The organism is Streptomyces lusitanus, from assembly GCF_042647945.1.
GTDB classification, from domain to species: domain Bacteria; phylum Actinomycetota; class Actinomycetes; order Streptomycetales; family Streptomycetaceae; genus Streptomyces; species Streptomyces pseudogriseolus.
Genome location: NZ_JBHRWL010000002.1, coordinates 275017 through 297100, shown reverse-complemented (window position 1 = coordinate 297100; position 22084 = coordinate 275017). Strand labels below are relative to the sequence as shown.

Annotated in this window: 20 protein-coding genes; 12 read left to right on the top strand and 8 right to left on the bottom strand. The window is 73.2% G+C overall.

Going from position 1 to position 22084, the window contains the following annotated elements; genetic code table 11:
- Nucleotides 1-3: 3 nt before the first annotated feature.
- Nucleotides 4-1626 carry a VWA domain-containing protein gene (locus tag ACFOSY_RS02750; RefSeq protein ID WP_394305097.1) on the top strand — a complete coding sequence of 541 codons (1623 nt, stop codon included), beginning with the start codon at nucleotides 4-6 and terminating at the stop codon, nucleotides 1624-1626.
- A 299-nt stretch (nucleotides 1627-1925) separates the two neighbouring features.
- On the opposite strand, the gene ACFOSY_RS02745 is transcribed toward ACFOSY_RS02750, so the two are convergent.
- The gene (locus ACFOSY_RS02745; RefSeq protein ID WP_394305096.1) at nucleotides 1926-3746 is read right to left on the bottom strand and encodes a phosphoenolpyruvate carboxykinase (GTP); all 1821 of its coding nucleotides are present in this window, start codon (nucleotides 3744-3746) and stop codon (nucleotides 1926-1928) included.
- A 328-nt stretch (nucleotides 3747-4074) separates the two neighbouring features.
- Here ACFOSY_RS02745 and trhA point away from each other — a divergent pair, with 328 nt between their 5' ends.
- From trhA to ACFOSY_RS02730, 3 genes are all read left to right on the top strand, one after another.
- Nucleotides 4075-4788, top strand: a complete 714-nt coding sequence (gene trhA, locus ACFOSY_RS02740; RefSeq protein ID WP_394305095.1) for a PAQR family membrane homeostasis protein TrhA — start codon at nucleotides 4075-4077, stop codon at nucleotides 4786-4788.
- Between the two features lie 107 nt (nucleotides 4789-4895).
- Nucleotides 4896-5531: a TetR/AcrR family transcriptional regulator gene (locus tag ACFOSY_RS02735; RefSeq protein WP_394305094.1), complete on the top strand. Its 636-nt coding sequence runs from the start codon at nucleotides 4896-4898 to the stop codon at nucleotides 5529-5531.
- A gap of 33 nt (nucleotides 5532-5564) precedes the next feature.
- Nucleotides 5565-6299, top strand: coding sequence for a Mut7-C RNAse domain-containing protein (locus ACFOSY_RS02730; RefSeq protein WP_394305093.1), 735 nt, complete (start codon nucleotides 5565-5567; stop codon nucleotides 6297-6299).
- Nucleotides 6300-7031: 732 nt separating this feature from the next.
- Here ACFOSY_RS02730 and ACFOSY_RS02725 read toward each other — a convergent pair.
- Nucleotides 7032-9071 carry a thioredoxin domain-containing protein gene (locus tag ACFOSY_RS02725; RefSeq protein ID WP_394305092.1) on the bottom strand — a complete coding sequence of 680 codons (2040 nt, stop codon included), beginning with the start codon at nucleotides 9069-9071 and terminating at the stop codon, nucleotides 7032-7034.
- A 120-nt stretch (nucleotides 9072-9191) separates the two neighbouring features.
- On the opposite strand from ACFOSY_RS02725, the gene ACFOSY_RS02720 reads away from it, so the two are divergent.
- From ACFOSY_RS02720 to ACFOSY_RS02710, 3 genes are all read left to right on the top strand, one after another.
- Complete coding sequence (locus tag ACFOSY_RS02720; RefSeq protein ID WP_394305091.1) at nucleotides 9192-9464, top strand: hypothetical protein; 273 nt, start codon at nucleotides 9192-9194, stop codon at nucleotides 9462-9464.
- Complete coding sequence (locus tag ACFOSY_RS02715) at nucleotides 9461-9868, top strand: PIN domain-containing protein (RefSeq protein WP_394305090.1); 408 nt, start codon at nucleotides 9461-9463, stop codon at nucleotides 9866-9868. The genes ACFOSY_RS02720 and ACFOSY_RS02715 overlap by 4 nt, the downstream gene beginning before the upstream one ends.
- A gap of 147 nt (nucleotides 9869-10015) precedes the next feature.
- Nucleotides 10016-13216: a tetratricopeptide repeat protein gene (locus ACFOSY_RS02710; RefSeq protein WP_394305089.1), complete on the top strand. Its 3201-nt coding sequence runs from the start codon at nucleotides 10016-10018 to the stop codon at nucleotides 13214-13216.
- 445 nt (nucleotides 13217-13661) lie between these two features.
- Here ACFOSY_RS02710 and ACFOSY_RS02705 read toward each other — a convergent pair whose 3' ends face one another.
- Both ACFOSY_RS02705 and mca read right to left on the bottom strand, forming a co-directional pair.
- A complete protein-coding gene (locus tag ACFOSY_RS02705; RefSeq protein WP_394305088.1) occupies nucleotides 13662-13904 on the bottom strand; it encodes a hypothetical protein in 243 nt (80 codons plus the stop codon).
- Nucleotides 13897-14778 (bottom strand): mycothiol conjugate amidase Mca, encoded by an 882-nt coding sequence (mca, locus tag ACFOSY_RS02700; RefSeq protein ID WP_225653583.1) that lies wholly within the window; start codon nucleotides 14776-14778, stop codon nucleotides 13897-13899. The genes ACFOSY_RS02705 and mca overlap by 8 nt, the downstream gene beginning before the upstream one ends.
- A gap of 158 nt (nucleotides 14779-14936) precedes the next feature.
- Between mca and ACFOSY_RS02695 the strand changes: the two genes are divergently transcribed.
- Nucleotides 14937-15335 (top strand): DUF4307 domain-containing protein, encoded by a 399-nt coding sequence (locus ACFOSY_RS02695; RefSeq protein ID WP_394305087.1) that lies wholly within the window; start codon nucleotides 14937-14939, stop codon nucleotides 15333-15335.
- A gap of 168 nt (nucleotides 15336-15503) precedes the next feature.
- Nucleotides 15504-16001, top strand: a complete 498-nt coding sequence (greA, locus tag ACFOSY_RS02690; RefSeq protein WP_394305086.1) for a transcription elongation factor GreA — start codon at nucleotides 15504-15506, stop codon at nucleotides 15999-16001.
- Between the two features lie 58 nt (nucleotides 16002-16059).
- On the opposite strand, the gene ACFOSY_RS02685 is transcribed toward greA, so the two are convergent.
- The 3 genes from ACFOSY_RS02685 to ilvA all read right to left on the bottom strand — a co-directional run bounded on the left by ACFOSY_RS02685 (nucleotide 16060) and on the right by ilvA (nucleotide 19306).
- Nucleotides 16060-16905 (bottom strand): ABC transporter permease, encoded by an 846-nt coding sequence (locus ACFOSY_RS02685; RefSeq protein ID WP_394305085.1) that lies wholly within the window; start codon nucleotides 16903-16905, stop codon nucleotides 16060-16062.
- The gene (locus tag ACFOSY_RS02680) at nucleotides 16902-17891 is read right to left on the bottom strand and encodes an ATP-binding cassette domain-containing protein (protein WP_394305084.1); all 990 of its coding nucleotides are present in this window, start codon (nucleotides 17889-17891) and stop codon (nucleotides 16902-16904) included. Before ACFOSY_RS02680 ends, ACFOSY_RS02685 begins: the two co-directional genes overlap by 4 nt.
- A 185-nt stretch (nucleotides 17892-18076) precedes the next feature.
- The gene (gene ilvA, locus ACFOSY_RS02675; protein WP_394305083.1) at nucleotides 18077-19306 is read right to left on the bottom strand and encodes a threonine ammonia-lyase; all 1230 of its coding nucleotides are present in this window, start codon (nucleotides 19304-19306) and stop codon (nucleotides 18077-18079) included.
- Between the two features lie 175 nt (nucleotides 19307-19481).
- Here ilvA and ACFOSY_RS02670 point away from each other — a divergent pair, with 175 nt between their 5' ends.
- From ACFOSY_RS02670 to ACFOSY_RS02660, 3 genes are all read left to right on the top strand, one after another.
- Nucleotides 19482-19967, top strand: coding sequence for a MarR family winged helix-turn-helix transcriptional regulator (locus ACFOSY_RS02670; protein ID WP_394305082.1), 486 nt, complete (start codon nucleotides 19482-19484; stop codon nucleotides 19965-19967).
- A 128-nt stretch (nucleotides 19968-20095) separates the two neighbouring features.
- Complete coding sequence (locus tag ACFOSY_RS02665; RefSeq protein WP_394305081.1) at nucleotides 20096-20596, top strand: sigma factor-like helix-turn-helix DNA-binding protein; 501 nt, start codon at nucleotides 20096-20098, stop codon at nucleotides 20594-20596.
- Nucleotides 20597-20609: 13 nt separating this feature from the next.
- On the top strand, nucleotides 20610-20858 hold the full coding sequence (locus ACFOSY_RS02660; RefSeq protein WP_394305080.1) for a hypothetical protein: 249 nt from the start codon (nucleotides 20610-20612) through the stop codon (nucleotides 20856-20858).
- A 19-nt stretch (nucleotides 20859-20877) separates the two neighbouring features.
- Here the strand turns inward: ACFOSY_RS02660 and ACFOSY_RS02655 are convergent, their stop codons facing one another.
- Nucleotides 20878-22035 carry a cystathionine gamma-synthase gene (locus ACFOSY_RS02655; protein ID WP_394305079.1) on the bottom strand — a complete coding sequence of 386 codons (1158 nt, stop codon included), beginning with the start codon at nucleotides 22033-22035 and terminating at the stop codon, nucleotides 20878-20880.
- Between the last annotated feature and the right edge of the window lie 49 nt (nucleotides 22036-22084).

Here is a 22084-nt window from a genome sequence, read left to right as displayed (position 1 = left end):
CGCATGGATGAACGGACGGAGCCGCTCGACGCGCTCACACGGCAGGCCGGCCGGTGGCTGGCCCGGTCCGCCGCCCCCGCCGAACGGCACACCACGGCCGTGGTCGCCGGCCCGTACGACCGGGTCGCGTGGCGCGACGTGTACGCGCGGTCGGCGGCGCTCCGCGAGCTGGCGGCGCAGCTGCTCACCCGGCACGCGTACGCGCCCGACCTGCTGGCGGACGTGTTCCTGTGCGCGTACCAGGCCGCCCCACGCCTGCGGGACCGCGCCGTCATGGCCCCGTCCCACCTGGTCCACCACCAGGTCGTGACCGCGCTGACGCAGTCCCCCGACTTCGCCGCGCTGCACCGGCAGACGGCGGGCGACGCGTACGCCGCCGCCCTGGCCGTACTCGCCCAGTCGTCCGCGCTGCGCGGGCTGCTGGAGCGGTCGCGGGAGGCGAGGGAGCGGACCGGGCGGGCGGACCGGGCCCGGCAGCGGGCCGAGGCCGCGGCGGCCGACGTGGGTGAGGCGCTGCGGCAGGCCGCCGAGGAGGCCGGCGGGCAGGGGGAGGTGCCGGCCCCGGCCGTCGCGGCCGTGCGCCGGGCGGTGGAGGCGGCCGAGGCCGCCGAGGACGAGGCCCGGCGGGAGGACGGCGCCGCCGCGCAGGCGATGGCGGCGGCGGTTCCCGGCATCCGGTCGGCCGCCCGTACCGCCGCGTCGGCGGCCGCGGAGGCCGTCCGGCAGGAGGCCGCGCTGATGCGGGCGTGGGGCGTGGAGGCGGGCGAGACGGAGCGGATGCCGTTCGACGAACGCGCCCGCCTCGCCGAACGGCTGCGCTCCGGGCGGCTCGCCCGGTGGGCCGAGCTGATCGGCCGCTTCCGGCAGATGGCCGCGGGCGAGCGCGCCCGCAGGGTGGAGAACGCCACCGGCGAGCTGGTCGGCGTCACCCTGGGCGACGACCTCTCCCGCGTCCTCCCCTCCGAACTGGCGGTCCTCGGCGTGCCGGAACTGCGCGCGGTGTTCGCCGCCCGCTACGCCGCCGGGGAGCTGATGCTGTACGACAGCCGGGGCGAGCAGAGCACCGGCAAGGGCGCGATCGTCGCGTGCGTGGACACGTCGCACTCCATGTACGCGGAGGGGCCCGGCGGGATCACCCGGGAGGCGTGGTCGAAGGCGTGCGCGCTGGCGCTCCTGGACCAGGCGCGCCACGCCGGACGGGACTTCGTCGGCATCCTGTTCTCCGCCGCCGACAAGCTCCAGGTCTTCCGCTTCCCGGCCGGCCGGCCCGCCCCGGTCACCGAGGTCCTGGACTTCGCGGAGACGTTCCTCGGCGGCGGCACCGACTTCCAGCGCCCGCTGGGCACGGCCGCGAAGATCCTGGAGGAGGAGTTCGACGACGCGTCCCGGGCGCGCGGCGACATCGTCCTGATCACCGACGACGCTTGCGAGGTCTCGGAGAACTGGACCCGCCTGTGGAACGCCGTCAAACGCCGTCTGGACTTCCGACTCTTCGGCATCGCCATCGCCACCCCCGACACCGCCACCGCCTCCGGCTCGGTCCTGGAGTCCCTGTGCGACAACCTCCGCACGGTCGACGACCTGACGGACGTCCACACGACGGCGGACCTGTTCCGCGTGATCTGACCCGGTCCGACCGCGCGTCGGGGCGGGACGGCCGGACGCCCCGGTCCGAGTGGAACCGGGGCGTCCGTCGGTCTCGGCACGTTCGTGAGCCCCTGGGCGGGCCGTGCCGAAGGGGGCGGGGCGGGACCGGTGCCGCGGGTTCCCGTCGGGGCGGACGGGAGGGGCGGCGCCGGGACCGGTACCCCGCACTCCGTTGTGCGGGGCCCCGCCGGTGTGTTCCGCGGCCGGCCGTGGCGTGACGATCGCTGGTCAGGGCATCCTCGTACCGGCCGGCCGCGGGGTCTGTGCGGGCGTGGTGGTCAGCGCAGGCGCTCCACCAGCGCCCGGTGCTGGTCCCACAGCTCCTTCGGGGTGTGGTCGCCGAAGGTGTTGAGGTGCTCGGGGACCAGGGCGGCCTCCTCGCGCCACACCTCCTTGTCCACGGTGAGCAGGAAGTCCAGGTCGCCGTCGGAGAGGCCGAGTCCTTCCGTGTCGAGGGCGTCCTTCGTCGGCAGGACGCCGATCGGGGTCTCGACGCCCGCCGCCTTGCCCTCCAGGCGCTCCACGATCCACTTCAGGACCCGGGAGTTCTCGCCGAAGCCGGGCCAGACGAACTTGCCGTCGTCGTTCTTGCGGAACCAGTTGACGTAGTAGATCTTCGGGAGCTTGGCCTGGTCCTTGTCCTTGGCGACGTCGATCCAGTGGGCCATGTAGTCGCCCATGTTGTAGCCGCAGAACGGCAGCATGGCGAACGGGTCGCGGCGCAGCTCACCGACCTTGCCCTCGGCGGCGGCGGTCTTCTCGGAGGCCACGTTGGCGCCGAGGAAGACGCCGTGGTTCCAGTCGAAGGACTCCGTCACCAGCGGTACGGCGCTGGCGCGGCGCCCGCCGAAGAGGATCGCGGAGATCGGCACGCCCTTGGGGTCCTCCCACTCCGGCGCGATGATCGGGCACTGCGCGGCGGGCACCGTGAAGCGGGCGTTGGGGTGGGCGGCCGGGGTCCCCGACTCCGGGGTCCAGTCGTTGCCCTTCCAGTCGGTGAGGTGGGCCGGGGTCTCCTCCGTCATGCCCTCCCACCACACGTCGCCGTCGTCGGTGAGGGCGACGTTGGTGAAGACCGCGTTGCCCCACAGGGTCTTCATGGCGTTGGCGTTGGTGTGCTCGCCGGTGCCGGGCGCGACGCCGAAGAAGCCGGCCTCGGGGTTGATCGCGTAGAGGCGGCCGTCCTCGCCGAAGCGCATCCAGGCGATGTCGTCGCCGATCGTCTCGACCGTCCAGCCGGAGACCGTCGGCTCCAGCATGGCGAGGTTGGTCTTGCCGCAGGCGGACGGGAAGGCCGCCGCGACGTACTTGGACTCACCGGTGGGCGGGGTGAGCTTGAGGATGAGCATGTGCTCGGCGAGCCAGCCCTCGTCGCGGGCCATGACGGACGCGATGCGCAGGGCGTAGCACTTCTTGCCGAGCAGGGCGTTGCCGCCGTAGCCGGAGCCGTAGGACCAGATCTCGCGGTCCTCGGGGAAGTGCGAGATGTACTTGGTCCGGTTGCAGGGCCAGGGGACGTCCTCCTGGCCGGGCTCCAGCGGGGCGCCGACGGAGTGCACGGCCTTGACGAAGAAGCCGTCGTCGCCGAGCTCGTCGAGGACGGGCCGGCCCATGCGGGTCATGGTGCGCATGGAAACGGCGACGTACGCGGAGTCGGTGATCTCCACGCCGAGCGCGGACAGCGGCGAGCCGAGCGGGCCCATGCAGAAGGGGACGACGTACATCGTGCGGCCGCGCATGGAGCCGCGGAACACGCCCTTCTCGCCCTGGAAGATATCCCGCATCTCGGCGGGGGCCTTCCAGTGGTTGGTCGGGCCGGCGTCCTCCTCCTTCTCGGAGCAGATGAACGTCCGGTCCTCGACGCGGGCGACGTCGGTGGGGTCGGAGGCGGCGTAGTAGGAGTTGGGGCGCTTGACCGGGTCGAGCTTGGTGAAGGTGCCCTTGGCGACGAGCTCCCCGCACAGGCGCTCGTACTCGGCTTCCGAGCCGTCGCACCAGACCACCCGGTCCGGCTGCGTCAGCTCTGCGATCTCGTCGACCCAGGAGATCAGTCCCTGGTGGGTGGTGGGGACGCCGGGTTCCGCGATGTCGCGCGCCACGTTTGCTCCTAAGTGAGGGTTTTTGTGGTTGTGGAGGCCCCGTGGGGGCTGCGACCCGGATGCTGAAAGGGGTGACTTCGGCGCTCATCCGGTGTCGACCGCACTCATTTGATCATCCGATGCGTGCGCCCATCTGTCCAGAGGGCCGCACAGGTGAGCAACGTGACGCTGACCACGGCTGTCGTGCGGCTTTACACGCACATGGAGTGAACGAAACCGACTCTTTGCGTGACGGCGTGCGCGGGCCGGCGTGAGAGGATGGCCACTTCGCGCGGCCCAACAGGCCGCCCGGAGGTGTAACTTACGGTCGCGTAGGTACCATGCGAACATGACTGCGTTCGCCCCCGACACGCCCAAGGACCCGCAGGCCGAAGGCCCGGGCCCGGTGGCGACCTCTCTGCCTCACCCCGTCAAACCGAAGCTGCGCGGCTGGCTCCACCTGGGCATGTTCCCGGCCGCACTGGTCGCCGGGCTGGCCCTCACCGCGTTCGCCGACTCCCCCCGGGGCCGCGTCGCCTGCGGTGTGTACGCCCTGACCGCCTGCCTGCTCTTCGGCGTGAGCGCGCTGTACCACCGGGGCAACTGGAGCCCCCGCATGGACGGCGTCCTGCGCCGCCTCGATCACGCCAACATCTTCCTGATCATCGCGGGCACCTACACCCCGCTGACGATCCTGCTACTGCCCGACTCCAAGGGCCGCTGGCTGCTGTGGGGCATCTGGGCCGCCGCGGCCGCCGGGATCGTCTTCCGCGTGTTCTGGGTCGGCGCCCCGCGCTGGCTCTACACGCCGTGCTACATCGCGATGGGCTGGGCCGCGGTGTTCTACCTGCCGGACTTCCTGCACACCGGCGGCATCGCCGTCCTCGTCCTGGTCGTGGTCGGCGGCCTGCTCTACAGCGCCGGCGGCGTCGTCTACGGCATCAAGAAGCCCAACCCCTCCCCCCGCTGGTTCGGCTTCCACGAGGTGTTCCACTCCTTCACCCTGGCCGCCTTCATCGCCCACTACGTGGGGATCTCCCTGGTGGCCTACCAGCACGCGTAGGGGACACCGGGGGCCGTCCCGCCCCCCGTACGCAAGGCCGCGGCATCCACGCCGCGGCCTTTCCGTCCCCTCTCATGAGAGTTACTTATGAGAGTTACTCTCATTTCATGGCAGCTGTCACCGGCGCATCACCCGCCCCCGACGCCCCGCCGCGCCCCGGACTGCGGGAGCGCAAGAGGATCCGGACACGGGAGGCCATCCGCTCCGCCGCCTACGCGCTGATCGAGCAGCAGGGGTACCACCCCACGACGATCGAGCAGATCGCCGAGCGCGCCGAGGTGTCCCCGTCGACCGTCTTCCGCTACTTCCCCACCAAGGAGGACATCGTCGTCCCCGACGAGTACGACGAGCCGCTGCTCGCCGAACTCGCCGCACGGCCCGCCGGCGAACCCTGGACCGACTCCGTCCGGTACGTGATCCGCAAGGCCGTCCGCCTCGCCATGACCGAGCAGCCGGAGACGACCGAGCTGCGCGCGCGGCTGATGCTGGAGATCCCCGCGGTCCGCGCGCGGATGCGGGAGACCCTGACGGGCACCGGGCGGCTGCTCGCCGAGGCCGTCGCCGGCCGCACCGGGCTCGACCCGGAGGGACTGGAGGTGCGGGTGCACGTGATGTCCCTGATCGGCGGCCTCCTCGAGGCCACGGCGTACTGGGCGGAGCACGGCCACCGCGAGGACTGGGCCGACCTCGCCGACCGGGCGGTCGACGTGATCGAGCACGGCCTGCCCGCCGGAAAAAGCTGAGGCACCGCGCCGCCGCCGTGCCATCCTGACCGGGTGAACGGTCCCGAGATCCACGTCGAGTTCGCCCCCGAGCTGCGCGTCTTCGTCCCCCAGGCCCGCGCCACGGGCAGCCTCCGGACGGCCACCGACGGCATCGCCGGCCTCGGCCACGTCGTCGAGTCCCTGGGTGTCCCCCTGACCGAGGTCGGCGCCCTGCTGGTGGACGGCCGCGAGGTGCCCGTCGGACACGTCCCGGCCGCCGGCGAGTCGGTGACCGTGCGCCCGCACACCTACCCGCAGCGGGTGCCCGGCGCTCCCCTGCGCTTCCTGCTCGACGTCCACCTCGGCACCCTGGCCCGCCGGCTGCGACTGCTGGGCGTGGACACGGCGTACGAGTCGACCGACATCGGCGACCCTGCGCTGGCCGCCCGCTCCGCCGCCGAGAAGCGGGTCATGCTGAGCCGCGACCGGGGGCTGCTGCGCCGCCGCGAGCTGTGGGCGGGCGCCTTCGTCTACAGCACCCGCCCCGAGGAGCAACTGGCGGACGTCCTCGACCGGTTCGCCCCCGATCTGCGGCCCTGGACCCGCTGCACCGCCTGCAACGGGCTGCTGCGCGCGGCCGGCAAGGAGGACGTCGCCGACCAGCTCAAGGAGGGCACCCACCGCACGTACGACGTGTTCGCCCAGTGCGCCGACTGCGGCCGCGCCTACTGGAAGGGCGCGCACCACGAGCAGCTGGAGGCGATCGTGGAGCGCGCGGTGGCGTCACGGGCGGACCGGGGCGCCTGAGACGTGCGCCTGCCGGCGGGGGGACAGGGTCGGCACCCTGCGACCCGGGGGGGGGTTTGGGGCGTCCGGCCCCGAGTCGAAGACACACCCGTCAGGGCGCCGCGCCCCGGCGGTCCTCCGCACAGACCGAGGCGCCCGGGCCCTGCGCCAGCCGGTCGTGAGCAGGGACGGCACCCTGCGCCCCGGGCGAGCGGGGTCCGGTGCGTCCGGCCGCGAGGCGAAAACACGCCCGTCAGGGCCCCGCGCCGCCCCCCACGTCCGCCCAGCGCCGTGCGTACGCGATCGGACCAAGGCGCCTGAGCCCAACACCTGCCGGCCGGAAGCAGGGGCGACACCCTGCGCCCCAGGCGGGCGGGACCCGGCGCGTCCGGCCGCGAGGCGACGACACGCCCGTCAGGGCCCCGCGCCGCCCCCACGTCCGCCCAGCGCCGTGCGTACGCGATCGGACCAGGGCGCCTGAGCCCAACACCTGCCGGCCGGAAGCAGGGGCGACACCCTGCGCCCCAGGCGGGCGGGACCCGGCGCGTCCGGCCCCGAGGCGAAGACACACCCGTCAGGGCCCCGCGCCGCCCCCACGTCCGCCCAGCGCCGTGCGTACGCGATCGGACCAAGGCGCCTGAGCCCAACACCTGCCGGCCGGAAGCAGGGGCGACACCCTGCGCCCCAGGCGGGCGGGACCCGGCGCGTCCGGCCGCGAGGCGACGACACGCCCGTCAGGGCGCCGTGCCCCCGCTACGCCCGTCCGCCGAGCGCTGTGCGCAGGCGGGCGGGGTCGGTCGTCGGGGCGTCGCAGGTGAAGTTGCGGCAGACGTAGGCGGCCGGGGCTCCGTCGACGAGGGGCCGGTCGGCGAGGAGCGGGAACTCGTCGCTGCCCTCCGTGCCCACGGCGACCACCGCGCCCGGCGCCGTGCCCAGCAGGGCGGTGCGGTGCAACTCTGCGGTCGCCGGGTCGTCCGCGCCCCGCCCGACCACCGCGACCTCGCGCGGGCCGTCCAGCACGGCCTCGGCGACCGCCAGACCCCAGCCGATGAACCGCGGCACGCGCGGGCCGAGCGCCTTCACCGCGCCCAGGGCCCGCTCGGCGGCCGTGCGGTGCGGTTCGGAGCCGGTGTGCGCCGCGTAGCCCAGCAGCGCGCCCGCCGCGGCGGTCCAGCCGGACGGAACGGCGTTGTCCGTGGGGTCCTGCGGGCGCCGGATCAGCCGCTCCGCGTCCGACGCCGTGTCGTACAGCGCCCCCGACTCCGCGTCCAGGAAGCGGGCCAGGACGTGGTCCACGAGCAGGCCCGCGAAGTCCAGCCACACGCCCTCGCCGGTCACCGACGCCAGCGCCAGGAAGCCCTCGGCGACGTCGGCGTAGTCCTCCAGCACGCCCGCGTTGGCGCCCACCTGCCCGTCCTTGCTGGTCCGGGCGATACGGGCCTGCTCGTCCAGGTGCACCCGCACCAGCAGGTCGCCGGCGGCCACCGCGGCCTCCACCAGGTCCGGCCGGCCGAAGCAGGCGCCCGTCTCGGCGAGCGCGGCGATCGCCAGGCCGTTCCAGGCGGCGACCACCTTGTCGTCCCGGCCGGGCGCGGGCCGCCGGCCGCGGGCCGCGAGCAGCCGCTCCCGGATGCCGTCGATCCGGGCCGCGTCGGCCACCTCGTCACGCTGCGGCAGCTGAAGCACCGAGGCGCCCTCCTCGAAGGTGCCCTCCTCGGTCACCCCGAAGTAGCGGGCGGCCAGCTCCGCGTCCGCGTCGCCGAGCACCTCGCGCAGCTGCGCCGGCGTCCAGACGTAGTACGCGCCCTCGACGTGCTTGCCCGTGCCGTCGTCGCTGTCGGCGTCCAGCGCGGACGCGAAACCGCCTTCCGGCGTGCGCAGTTCGCGGACCATGAAGTCGGCGGTCTCCAGCGCCACGCGCCGCGCCGGCTCCGAGCCGGTGGTCCGCCACACGTGGGTGTAGACCCGGCACAGCAGGGCGTTGTCGTAGAGCATCTTCTCGAAGTGCGGGACGACCCAGTCGCGGTCCACGGAGTAGCGGGCGAAGCCGCCGCCGAGCTGGTCGTAGATGCCGCCGCGCGCCATCCGCTCGCAGGTGTCCGCGGCCATCTGGAGGGCGCCCTCCGCGCCGGTGCGGGCGTGGTGCCGCAGCAGGAACTCGAGCACCATGGACGGCGGGAACTTCGGCGCCCCGCCGAACCCGCCGCGCTGCGCGTCGTACTCCCGGGTCAGCCCGAGCAGCGCCTGCGCCAGCTCCTGCTCGCCGGGCACCTCGTCGCCGCCCACGGACAGCTCCCGGCCCGCCAGGTCCCGCGTGATCTTCCCGGCGACCTCGCCGACCTCGTCCCGCCGCTCCGCCCAGGCCTGCCTCACGCCCTCCAGCACCTGCCGGAACGACGGCATGCCGTGACGCGGGGCGGGCGGGAAATAGGTGCCGAAGTAGAACGGCTCGGCGTCCGGGGTGAGGAACACCGTCATCGGCCAGCCGCCCTGCCCGGTCGCCGCCTGCACGGCCTCCATGTAGACGGCGTCGACGTCGGGGCGCTCCTCGCGGTCGACCTTGATGCTGACGAAGTGCGCGTTCATCTCGTCGGCCGTGGCCTGGTCCTCGAAGGACTCGTGGGCCATGACGTGGCACCAGTGGCAGCTGGAGTAGCCGACGCTCAGCAGCACCGGCACGTCACGCCGCCGCGCCTCCGCGAAGGCCTCCTCGGACCAGGTCCACCAGTCGACGGGGTTGTCGGCGTGCTGGAGGAGGTAGGGGGACGTGGCCTGCGCAAGTCGGTTCGCCATGCCTCCATCCTCGCGCACTCCACCCGCCCGGCGGGGGACGGCTGAGCGGGGCGCCGCCTCACATCCGTGCCGCCACCCGAAACCTTCTCGTTGTAATAGAAGTCGTCTTACACTTCAGGCATGAAGCAGACCCGAGCCGGGACCACCGAGAACATCTCCGTGTCCATGCCCGCCGAGCTTGTCAGCGAGCTCCGCTCCCGGACCGGTCGCCGCGGCCTGTCCAGCTACATCACCGAGGCTGTCCGGCACCAGCTCGCCATGGACGGACTCGCGGAGATCGTCGCGTCCCACGAGGAGGAGCACGGAACGCTCACGGAACGGGAGATCGAAGCCGCTCGTGGCGAGCTGTTCGGAGAGGTGAACGCCGAGGACGGCGAGCGGGGAGCCGCGTGAAGGAACAGCCGGCCCGCTCACTGCTGCTCGACTCCGAAGCGCTGTCCCTTCTCCTGTGCAACGACCGCAGGATGGCAGCTCGCATCGAGGCATCCCGGCAGGCCGGGGTGCCTGTTCTCGTGTCCGTGCTGACCATCGTCGAAGCCGTGCACGGCAAGACCGATCATGCGCGGCTGAAATGGCTGCTCTCCCGGCTGCGCGTGGAGCCGGTCAGCCAGGAGGATTCCCTGACAGCGGTGACGCTGCTCCGGGACGCCGGCGGGCTGCACGGGCACAAGTACGCGGTCGACGCCCTCGTCGCCGCGCTCGCGCTCCGCGTCCCGGCCCCCGTGATCGTTCTGACGTCCGACCGTGACGACTGGTCGAAGCTCTGCGGGAAACGCGTGATCATCAAAGAGGTGTGAGTGCGCCCCGGCCCTGTGAAGAGTTGAATGCCCCCCGCCCTGTGAAGAGTTGGTGTCGGGGCGGTCGTTGATCGCCGCACCCTCGCGCGGCGGGCGCGTCCGCAGGACACTCGTAGGGACGCGATCGCCGCCGGAGGGGGACGGGACATGAGGGACGGTCAGCGAGCCGACGCCGAACGGCTGTTGGCGCGGGCCGTGGAGGAGGAGGTGCGCCGGTCGGGCGGGCGCACCGACGGCAAGGTGCTGCTGTCACGGGCGCGCGGGGCGCTGGAGACGATGGCGCGGACGGCGGCCGAGGAGTACGAGGCGTACACCCGCGCGCTGGACGAGGCGGAGGCCGGCCGGCTCACCTTCCGGCAGCGCTACGCGCGCGAGGGCGGCGCGACGCCGCTGCTGGTGGCCGGGGTGGCGGGCGTGGCGGCGGTGGTCGCCGACCTGGCGTTCGGCACGGACACCGGGACCGCGCTGGGCGCGGGGGTGGCCGTCGGCGTGGTCGGGGCGGCGGCGACCGTGGTGAAGGTCGCCGGGTCGCACCTCCCCGCCGCCCACCATCACGCCGGCGCGGCGGGCCAGCCGGGCGGGGTGGAGCAGCTGCGGCTTCAGTGGCTGACCGCGCTGGAGGTGCGCGGCATCCGGCCGTTCCTCGACCAGCAGCGGGTCCTCGCCGCGTCCACGGCGCCGAAGCGTAACGGGCCGCGGCTGCGCGGCGCCGACAAGGCCGCGGCGGCCCGCGGCAGAAGCGTGCTCGAGCAGTCGTTCGGGCAGCTCCCCGAGCCGCACGGCCCGTTCGCGGGACGGCGGCAGGAGATGGCGCGGATCCGGCAGTGGGTGCAGTCGGCCCGCGCCGAGACGGAGACCCGGCCCACGGTGGTGGTGCTGCACGGGGAGCCCGGCAGCGGCCGTACGACGCTGGCGGTGCGGGCCGCGCACGAACTGCGGGACTACTTCCGCGGGGCCTGCGTGGTCGACCTGCGCGGCGACGGCTCCGGCGAGCCGCCGCTGTCCACACGCGACGCGCTGCTGCACCTGCTGAACCGGCTCGGCGCGCCCCGCGAGCAGCTGCTGTTCCGCGAGCGGACCTCCCCGGACCAGCAGGTCAAGCGGCTGAGCGAGCTGTACCACCAGCATCTGACCGGCACGCCGGTCACCATCGTCCTCGACGACGCCTCCGACCCGCAGCAGGTCCGCACGCTGCTCCCGGAGCGCTCCGACAGCCTGGTCCTCGTCACCACCCGCTCCCCGCTCGGACTGCCCGAGGACCTGCCCGCGCGGGTGCACCGGCTGCCGGTGGAACCGCTGGACGCGGCCGGCGCGGAGGAGCTGCTGACCGCCGCCGCGCAGGACGACTCCGGGCCCTACGACGCGGAGTCCGCGGAGCGGGTGCGGGAGCTGTGCGGGGGCCTGCCGCTGGCGCTGCGGCTGGCCGGCGCCGCCCTCGGGCCGCGCTCCACCCTCGCCCTCGCCACCGACCTCGGCGCCTACGGGCCCGTCGAGCCGGTCGAGCGTGCCCTGTGGCTGCGCTACACCGACCAGCCGGACACCGTACGGCGGCTGCTGCGGCGGCTGGCGCTGGCCGGGCGCGCCTCGCTCGGCGCGGCCGCCGCGGCGGCGCTGCTGGCCACCGACGAGGCGGAGGCCACCCGGCACCTGGAAGCACTGCACCGGGCCGGGCTGATCGACCGAGTCCGGCACAGCCGGTACCGGCTGCACGCCCTGGTGCGGGCGTTCGCGCACGCCCGGCTCCTCGACGAGGAGGACCCGGACGAGCGCGCCGCCGCGCAGGAGCGGCTGATCGTCAACTACGCGGAGCTCGCCGACTCGGTGCTGCGGCTGGTCGACGGCAACATGTCGACCCGCTCCGACCGCTTCAGCCCGTACGGCTTCACCTCGCTGGACGAGGCGCTGCGCTGGCTGGACGACGAGTCCAGCTTCATCACGGCCGCGCTGCGGCACGCCGAGGGCGTGGACCGGGCGGCGGTGCTGAACCTGCTGGGCGCGCTGTGCGACTACTGCCTGCTGCGCGGCGACCTCTACCGGCTGGGCGAGATCAACGAGCTGGCGCAGGCCGTCGACGAGGGGCTGCTGGTCCGCTCGGTGCAGTGGCGCACCGGCATCGCGGCACGTCAGCTCGGCGAGCTGGACACGGCTCGGACCACGCTGACGTCGGTCGTGGACCTGTACCGGGAGGCGCAGCACGGGGCGGGCGAGGCGCGGGCGCTGACCTCGCTCGGCATCACGCTGCACCACCAGGGCAATCTGACGGAGGCGTCGGCGCGGCTGCGGGAGGCACTCGACCTCCAGGCGTCCGACGCGCTGGCCGCCGACCGCGCCTGGACGATGCACGCGCTGGCCGCGGTGGAGCGGGACCGTGCCCGGCTGGCCGAGGCGCTGGAGCTGCTCACCGAGTCGCTGGTGCTGCACCGGGCGGGCGAGTCCCTGCACGGGCAGGCGTGGGCGCACTTCCAGCTCGGGCAGCTGCATCTGCGGCGCGGGGACGTGCCGCGCGCGGAGGGCGAGCTGCGCACCGCCCTCGACCTGTACGGCCGCACGCGCGACGCGCGCGGGGAGGCGTGGGCGCTGACCGAGCTGGCGCGGGCCCGGCTGGTGGACGGGGACGCGGGACCCGCGGTGGAGGAGCTGCGGTCGGCCGCCGCCCGGCACCGGGACAACGAGGACGCGCGCGGCGAGGCGTGGACGCTGTACTACCTCGGGCAGGCGCTGGAGGAGAGCGGCGACCTGGACCGCGCGGTGCGGGAGCTGGAACGCGCCCGCACGATGTTCTCCCGCATGCGGGACGTCTACGGGCTGGCCTGCGCCCGGCACCACTCGGCGCGGGTCACCCGCGACCAGCGGGCGGCCCAGACGGGCTCACTGCGCAACTCCGGGTTCGCCCGGCAGCTGCTGGTGGACGCGCGCGCCGACTTCCAGCGGATCGGGGTGGCGCACGGCGAGGCGTGGACGTGCCTGGAGCTGGCGGTCGTCGACGCGGGCAACGCGCGCACCCAGCAGGCGCTGGCGCTGTGCGACGAGGCGGTCGCGCTGTTCGCCTCCTACGGCGACCGGCGCGGCGAGGACTGGGCGCGCTTCCTGCGCTGCACGCTCCTGCCGTACGCGGCGCCGGGCGGCACGGAGGTCGGCTCGGCGGTGGCCCAGCAGGAACTCACCGACCTGGCCGCCGCACCCCACCCGGCCCGCGACCCCAAACTCACCGACTGCGTCGACGCCTGCCGGCTCCTCCTGGAACGGGGCGTCACCCTGGAAGCCGGCTGGCAGGCATGGAACCTGGGCCTGGTCCCCAGCCGCCACGCCCGGGAGGTGATGGGGGTGACGGTCCCCCTGGACGCGTAGCCCGCGCCTCGGCCGTCGCTCCTCGGCACACGGCTGCGGCACACGCGCCGCGCCCGGCGCCGGACCCGCCTGCGGGCACCCTGCCGTCGGCGCGGCGCCCGCTGGGCCCGCGCCGTCCGCGTCCGGCGCGTCCTGGCTCCGCGCGGGCCCGGCGCCCCGGAGGCGCTCCGCGTGCCGAGCGCGATGGGACCGGCTGCGGAGAGCGGGGGCAGCAACGGCGCGTGCGGAGTCCGAAGGGACTGCGCGCCCATCGCCGGGCCGCGAGATTGCCGGGCGCCCGCGTGTGCCGGCGGGCCGGGCTCGAGGACCGGGGGCCGCTCGGCGCCGCTGTCGGCGTGGCGCGTCCCGCCGGGGCGTGTGATGCGGCGCTCCGGGCGCGGCCGGGCACACGGCTGCGGCACCCGGCGCATGATGCCGGGTGCCGTGGGCCAGAGGGCCGCCGGGGTCAGGCCGTGGACTTGCCCGTGTCCGGGGTGACGGCGTCCGGCTGCTGGTCGTCCGCCTCCGCGAAGTTCACGCGGCCCATGTGCCGGTTCATCGACTTCATCAGCCCCCAGACCGCCAGGGCCAGCGCCGCGAAGACGATGAAGCCGAGGACACCGGGGGTGACCTTGTCCTCGTCGAATTCCTTGGCGAGGGGGACCAGGTGGGTCAATGCCAGGCTTGCGCTTGCGCTCATGTCAGCCATTGTCCCGGATGCCCGCGAAGAGGTCGTCCTCGGGGAGGGAGGTGTCCACGAGCGACTTCGCGAGCTCGTACTCCTCCGTCGGCCAGACCTCCCGCTGGAGGTCCAGCGGCACCCGGAACCAGCCCCCGTCGGGGTCGATCTGCGTGGCGTGCGCGATCAGCGCCTTGTCGCGGATCTCGAAGAAGTCGGCGCACGGCACGTGCGTGGTGAGCGTGCGCTCCTTGCGCTCGAACTCGTCCCACCGCTTCAGCCAGTCCGCGTACGGCGACTCCAGGCCCCGCTCCAGCATCGCGTTGTGCAGCGCCTCGGTGCGGGGCCGGTTGAAGCCCTGGTTGTAGTACACCTTCAGCGGCTGGTACGCCGGGCCGAACTCGTCCTCCGGGTACTTCTCGGTGTCCGCCGCGCCCTCGAACGCCACCATCGTGATCTTGTGGGTCATGATGTGGTCGGGGTGCGGGTAGCCGCCGTTCTCGTCGTAGGTGGTGATCACCTGCGGCCGGAAGGAGCGGATCTTGCGCACCAGCTCCCCCGCCGCCTTGTCGACGTCCTCCAGGGCGAAGCAGCCCTCCGGCAGCGGCGGCAGCGGGTCGCCCTCGGGCAGCCCGGAGTCGACGAAGCCCAGCCACTCCTGCTTGACCCCGAGGATCTCGCGGGCCTCGTCCATCTCCTTCTTGCGCACCTCGTGGATGTGCTCCTCGATGTACGGGTCCCCCTGGAGCTTCGGGTTGAGGATGGAGCCGCGCTCCCCGCCCGTGCAGGTCACGACCAGCACGTCCACCCCCTCGGACACGTACTTCGCCATGGTGGCCGCGCCCTTGCTCGACTCGTCGTCGGGGTGGGCGTGCACGGCCATCAGTCGCAGCTGGTCAGTCAAGACTCAATCCTCAAGTCGTGGGCCGCCCTGTGTACGGCGGCGCAGTCGCAGGCTTCTATAGTGACGGAACCGGGGGGCGAAAAATTCCGGAGACCGCTCCCGGGGACGATCCGGGGACGCCGGTCCCTTCCTTCCGAGGTCCTTCCGAGGAGACGATCATGAGTACGTCGAGCACGCGGCTGCCCGAGGGCCGCTACGGCCGATCCTCGGACCAGCGTGCCGACCGCACCCTCAAGGTCGTCGGCGGTGTGCTCGCCGTCCTGTTCACCGCCCTGATCGGCTGGTTCGGCTACCACTACGTCGCGCAGAACGAGATCAGCGCCGAGCTGATCCGCTTCGAGGCCGGCGAGGACGCGGTGACGGTGCATCTGGAGGTGCACAAGGACGCCAGCGTCGTCGGCTGGTGCACCGTGCGCTCCCAGGCCGCGGACGGCGGCGAGGTCGGCCGGGCCGACTTCCGCTTCGACGGGGACGACACCCGCGTCGACCAGGTGGTCACGCTGCGCACCACCTCCCCCGGCAGCAGTGCGGAGCTCATCGGCTGTCACGCCGAATGAGCGGACGGGGAATACCCGGCCACTGACCTGCACTGTTGTGAAAACAGCGGCTTATGTCCTCCCCCTGCGGGCACTGAATTGTTAGGCTCGTGGTTTCGCCCGTCCCTGGGGGACCATCCTTCTGGGTAGGGCGATGCTTTGTATTCCCAGTACCTACGAGGAGCACCTGTGACCCAGACCAGCGAGAACGTCACCTGGCTGACCCAGGAGGCGTACAACAAGCTCAAGGACGAGCTTGAGTACCTTACTGGTCCCGCGCGCACGGAGATCGCCGCCAAGATCGCCGCCGCGCGCGAGGAGGGCGACCTGCGTGAGAACGGCGGGTACCACGCGGCCAAGGAGGAGCAGGGCAAGCAGGAGCTCCGTGTGCGCCAGCTCACCCAGCTCCTCGAGAACGCCAAGGTGGGCACTCCCCCGGCGTCCGACGGGGCGGTGGCGCCGGGCATGGTCGTCACGATCGCCTTCGACGGCGACGAGGACGACACGCTGACCTTCCTGCTCGCCTCCCGTGAGTACGCGAGCTCCGACATCGAGACCTACTCGCCGCAGTCCCCGCTGGGGTCCGGCGTGATGGGCCACAAGGTCGGCGACGACGCCGAGTACGAGCTGCCCAACGGCAAGAAGGCATCGGTGAAGATCCTCAAGGCCGAGCCGTACAACGGCTGACCCGCCGCACGCGAGTCCCCGCGAGGCCCCCGGCGCCCGAGCGGCGCCGGGGGCTTCGTCATGCCGCCGCCGAGCGGTACTTGCGCACGGCCAGGGTCCGGAAGACCGCGATGATCAGTACCGAGTAGATGACCGACGCCCACACCGGGTGCTGCATCGGCCAGGCGTCGGAGGTGGAGACACCCGGGTTGCCGAACAGCTCGCGGCAGGCCTGCACGGTGGCACTGAACGGGTTCCAGTCGGCGATGTGCCGCAGCCAGGGCGTCATGTTGCTGGAGTCCACGAACGCGTTCGACACGAACGTGACCGGGAAGAGCCAGACCAGTCCGCCGGAGGTGGCCGCCTCGGGCGTGCGCACCGACAGGCCGATGACCGCGCCGATCCAGGTGAAGGCGTATCCGGTGAGCAGCAGCAGGCCGAACGCGCCGAGCACCTCGCCGAAGCTGGTGTGCGTGCGCCAGCCCACCAGCAGGGCGACGACGGCGAGCACGAGCAGGGTGAGCGCCGTCTGCACCATGTCGGCGAGGGTGCGGCCGGTGAGGACCGCGCCGCGCGCCATGGGCAGGGAGCGGAAGCGGTCGATGAGCCCCTTGTGCATGTCCTCGGCGATGCCCGCGCCTGCCCCCGCCGTGGCGAAGGTGACGGTCTGGGCGAAGATGCCGGCCATCAGGAACTCGCGGTAGACCTGCGGGCTGGTGGAGCCGCCGACGTCCAGCGAGCCGCCGAACACGTACGAGAACAGCACCACGAACATGATCGGCTGGATCAGCCCGAAGATGACCACTTCGGGGATGCGGACCATGCGGATCAGGTTGCGCTTGGCGACGACCAGCGAGTCGCGGACGGAGCGGCTGAACGCGTTCCCGGGGGACGCGACCCGCAGGGATTCGGTGACGGCGCTCATTTCGCGGCCTCCTCGTCGGCAAGCTGTGCGGACTCGGCGGCGTGGCCGGTGAGGGAGAGGAACACGTCGTCGAGGGTGGGGCGGCGCAGCCCGATGTCGTCGATCTCGATGCCGTCGGTGTCGAGCTCGCGGATGATCTCGGCGAGCAGCTTGGCCCCGCCGGAGACCGGCGTGGTGATCTTGCGCATGTGCTCCTCGACCGTGGTGTCGCCCTGGCCGGGGCCGCGCAGGCTGTACTTGTCGAGGAGGGCGGCCGCGGTGCGGATGCGCTCGCGCTCGTGCACCACGACCTCGACGCGCTCGCCGCCGGTGCGGGCCTTGAGCTGGTCGGAGGTGCCCCGGGCGATGACCCGGCCCTGGTCGACGACCGCGATGTCGTGCGCCAGGTGGTCGGCCTCCTCCAGGTACTGCGTGGTGAGCAGCAGGGTCGTGCCGACGGAGACGAGGTCCTTGATCACGTCCCAGAGCTGCTGGCGGTTGCGCGGGTCGAGACCGGTCGTCGGCTCGTCCATGAACATCACGGGCGGGGAGACGACCAGGGCGGCGGCCAGGTCGAGCCGGCGGCGCATGCCGCCGGAGTAGGTCTTCGCCGTGCGGTCGGCCGCGTCCGTGAGGTGGAACTGCTCCAGCAGCTCGTCCGCGCGGGCCCGGGCGGCCTTGGCCTTCATCTGGTAGAGCTGGCCGACCATCTGGAGGTTCTCCCGGCCGGTGAGGTATTCGTCGACGGCGGCGAACTGGCCGGACAGGCCGATCGAGCGGCGCACCGCGTCGGGGTGCTTCAGCACGTCGATCCCGGCGACGACGGCCCGGCCGCTGTCGGGACGCAGCAGCGTGGTGAGGCAGCGGACGGTGGTGGTCTTGCCCGCGCCGTTCGGCCCGAGCAGACCCAGGACGGTCCCCTCCGGGACATCGAGGTCGACGCCGTCCAGTGCCTTGACGTCTCCGAAGGTCTTCACCAGACCTTCGGCATGGATGGCACCTGGCATATGAATCTCCACGTCATCGTGATTCTTCGGAAAAGCCTAGGTTCGTGTGCCGATGTGCGCCCGGTGCCGCCGCGCAGGAACGCCCGGAGGTCACCACGGCCGCACCGTGACAGGACACACACCGTAACGCGATGTATCGCGTCTCTCAATGGAGTTACCCGAAGGAGTGAAACCCGCGTCCGGCTTCAGCCCATGACCGTGTAACCCGCGTCGCGCAGGGCCTGCTGGACCTCGGCGCAGTGCGCCGGTCCCTTGGTCTCCAGGTGCAGCTCGACCTCCGCCTCCGTGAGTCCCAGCCGCGGGTCCGTCCGCACGTGGCTCACGTCCAGCACGTTGGCGTCGGCCACTGACAACGCCCCGAGGAGCGAGGCCAGGGCGCCCGGCCGGTCGGTCAGCCGCAGCCGCACGGCCAGGTAGCGGCCCTGCGCCGCCATGCCGTGCCGCAGCACCCGCTCCATCAGCACCGGGTCGACGTTGCCGCCGGACAGCACCGCGACCACCGGGCCCTCGAAGGCCTCCGGCCGGCTCAGCAGCGCCGCCACCGGGCTCGCCCCGGCCGGCTCCACGACCAGCTTGGCCCGCTCCAGGCACAGCAGCAGCGCGGCCGACAGCTCGTCCTCGGTGACCGTGCACACCTCGTCCACCAGCTCGCCGACCAGCCCGAACGGCACGTCGCCTGGCCGCCCCACCTTGATCCCGTCGGCCATCGTCACCGGGTGGCTCAGCGACACCGGGCGCCCGGCGGCCAGCGACGGCGGATAGGCCGCCGCGCCCTCCGCCTGCACGCCGACGATCCGCACGTCCGGCCGCAGCGCCTTCACCGCGACCGCGATCCCGGCCGCCAGCCCGCCCCCGCCGACCCCGACCACGATCGTGCGCACCTCGGGGCACTGCTCCAGGATCTCCAGGCCCACCGTGCCCTGCCCGGCGATGACGTCCGGGTGGTCGAAGGGGTGGATGAACACCGCGCCCGTCTCGCGCGCGTACTCCTGCGCCGCGGCCAGCGACTCGTCCACCACCTGGCCGTGCAGCCGCACCTCGGCGCCGTACTCCCGGGTCGCGCTGATCTTCGGCAGCGGGGCGCCCTTCGGCATGAACACCGTGGACCGCACACCGAGCAGCGACGACGCCAGCGCCACGCCCTGCGCGTGGTTGCCGGCGCTCGCCGCGACGACCCCCGCGGCCCGCTCCTCCGGCAGCAGCCCGGCGATCCGCACGTACGCGCCGCGCAGCTTGAAGGAGCCGGTCCGCTGGAGGTTCTCGCACTTCAGCAGCACCGGCGCGCCCACCAGCGCGGACAGGTGCCGGCTGCCCTCCAGGGCGGTCGTGCGGGCCACGCCGGAGAGCATCTTGTGAGCGCCGCGCACGTCGTCGAGGGTGACGGTCCGCAGCCGGTCGGCCGTGCTGTAGCTCATGCCTCCAGCATCGCAGTTTCCACAGGCACGACGGCGGTGTGACCAACCCGCGGACGGCCGCTTTCCACAGCCCCGGTACGGTCCGCGCCCCGGCCGCGTACCCTGTCGTCCCATCAGCAGCCCATCACGAAGTGAGCCCCCCGCCATGCCCACTACACCTGAAATGTCGATGGACATGACGACCGATCTGACCGCGGTCGGCGACACCGGTCTTCTCGACACTCTGCAGCACGAGGTGGCGCTCTTCGCCCGGCGCGCCGAACAGACCCGGCTCGGCGGGGTCGGCCAGGTGCGCAACTCCATGGACCGCGCCGCCTACCTGCTGCTCAACCGGCTGGACAAGGAAGGCCCGATGGGCGTCAAGGCCCTGGCCGCGAGCATGGGGATCGACTCCTCGACCGTCACCCGGCAGGTGGCGCCGCTCGTGGACACGGGCCTGGTCAAGCGGACCTCCCACCCCGAGGACGGCCGCGCGGTCGTGCTCCAGCTCTCCCCGCGCGGCCAGGCCCGCCTGGAGGAAGTACGCGCCTCCCGGAGGCAGTTGATGGCCGAGCTGACCCGCGACTGGGCGCCGGAGGAGCGTGAGGCGTTCTGCGGGCTCCTCGCCCGGTTCAACGGCGCGCTGTCCGCCCGGATGGCCGGGCCCGAGCGCGGCGACTGAGGACCCCGCGCTCCCGCACCGTGCGCGCCTCTTGACCCGGGGGCGCGCCCTGGCCTGATATGTGGAGGGGTCCCCGTCCGCCGCACGACACGGGGGGCGGCCCTTCGCGGGGGCCACGGGAGGTGCGCGTGCGACCACGGCATGCGTTCGACGACGTCCGTCGCGCCCAGGAGTTCCGGGCGTACGTCGCGGGCGCGGGCGGACGACTGCTGCACACCGCGACCCTGCTGACCGCCGAGCCGCGCGACGCCAACCCGCGCGCCCAGCGCCTGCTCACCGTCGCCCTGGCCCGTACGTACGCCTGCTGGGACCGGTTGCACGGCGAGGACCCGTACGACCACACCCGGCGCTATCTGATGATCAGGTTCGCGCTCAACACCCTGCGGTACGGCGGCCGGCTGCCCTTCCGGCCCCCGCCGGGCGGCCCGCTGGCCGGATTGAGCCCGCAGGAGCGCCTGATCCTGGTGATGCGGCTGCACGAGGGCATCGGCGAGGACCAGACGGCCGCCCTGCTGGGCCTGCCGGCGGAGCGCGTACGGGCCGTGCAGAACCGCGCGATGGCCGTCATGCTGCGCCCCGCGCCCAGGTCCGCCCCCGCGCTGGGGCGCGTCGACACGGTGCCGTCATGACCGGGGAGGCGCGGTGAACCGGTCGAACCGCGAGGAGCGGGTACGGCGGCTGATGGTGGCGGGCCCGCCGGTGCTGCCGCCGGACCTCGCCGCGGAGGCGATGCGGCGCGGCGCCCGCATGCTCCGGCGCCGCACCTACGTCCGGCGCGTGATGTGGCTGCTGCTGTGCGCGGCGGCGGTGGCGTTCACGGTGTGGGCGCTGACCGCCCGGCCCTGGGCGGAGCCGCCGTCCGAGACGACCCCACCCCTCACCGGATGGTGACCGGGCCTTCCGGCGTGCCCTAGCTACCGAGTGCCTGCTTCAGGTCCTCGAGCAGGTCGTCGACGTTCTCGATGCCGACGGACAGGCGCACCAGGTCGGCGGGGACCTCCAGCTGCGAGCCGGCGACCGACGCGTGCGTCATCCGGCCCGGGTGCTCGATCAGCGACTCGACGCCGCCCAGGGACTCGCCGAGGGTGAACACCTGCGCGCGGTCGCACACCTCGACGGCCGCCTGCTCGCCGCCCTCGACGCGGAAGGAGATCATGCCGCCGAAGGAGCGCATCTGCTTGGCGGCGACCTCGTGCCCGGGGTGGTCGGGCAGGCCCGGGTAGAGCACGCTCGTCACGCGCGGGTGGCGGGTGAGCATGTCGGCGACGCGGGCCGCGTTCTCGCTGTGGCGGTCCATGCGCACCGACAGCGTCTTGGTGCCGCGCAGCACCAGCCACGAGTCGAAGGGACCCGCGACCGCGCCCATCGCGTTCTGGTGGAACGCCAGCTCCTCGCCCAGCTCCGCGTCACCGGTGACCAGGGCGCCGCCGACGACGTCCGAGTGGCCGCCCATGTACTTGGTCAGGGAGTGCACGACGACGTCCGCGCCGAGCGCCAGCGGCTGCTGGAGGTACGGCGTGGCGAAGGTGTTGTCGACGACCAGCCGGACGCCGGCGTCCCGCGCCACCTGGGCGACGGCGGCGACGTCGGTGATGCCGAGCAGCGGGTTGGAGGGGGTCTCCACCCAGATGACCTTGGTCTTCTCGGTGAGCGCGGCCCGCACCGCCGCCGGGTCGGAGGTGTCGGCCACCGACCACTCCACGCCCCAGCGCGCCACGACCTTGGCGAACAGGCGGAACGTGCCGCCGTACGCGTCGTTCGGGATGACCACGTGGTCGCCGGGCGCGAGCAGCGTGCGCAACAGGCAGTCCTCGGCCGCCAGTCCGGACGCGAACGCGAGGCCGCGGCGGCCGCCCTCGAGGGCGGCCAGGTTCTCCTCCAGCGCGGTCCTGGTCGGGTTGGCGCTGCGGCTGTACTCGTAACCGCCGCGCAGGCCGCCGACGCCGTCCTGCTTGTAGGTGGAGACCTGGTAGATCGGCGGGACGACCGCGCCCGTCAGGGGGTCGGCGGTGTTGCCCGCGTGGATCGCGAGCGTCTCGAAGTGCTGACTGATGTGCCTGTCGCTCATGCGCCCGAGGGTAGTGCGCGGAAGGGTGTGATGACGGCCGCGGCCCGTC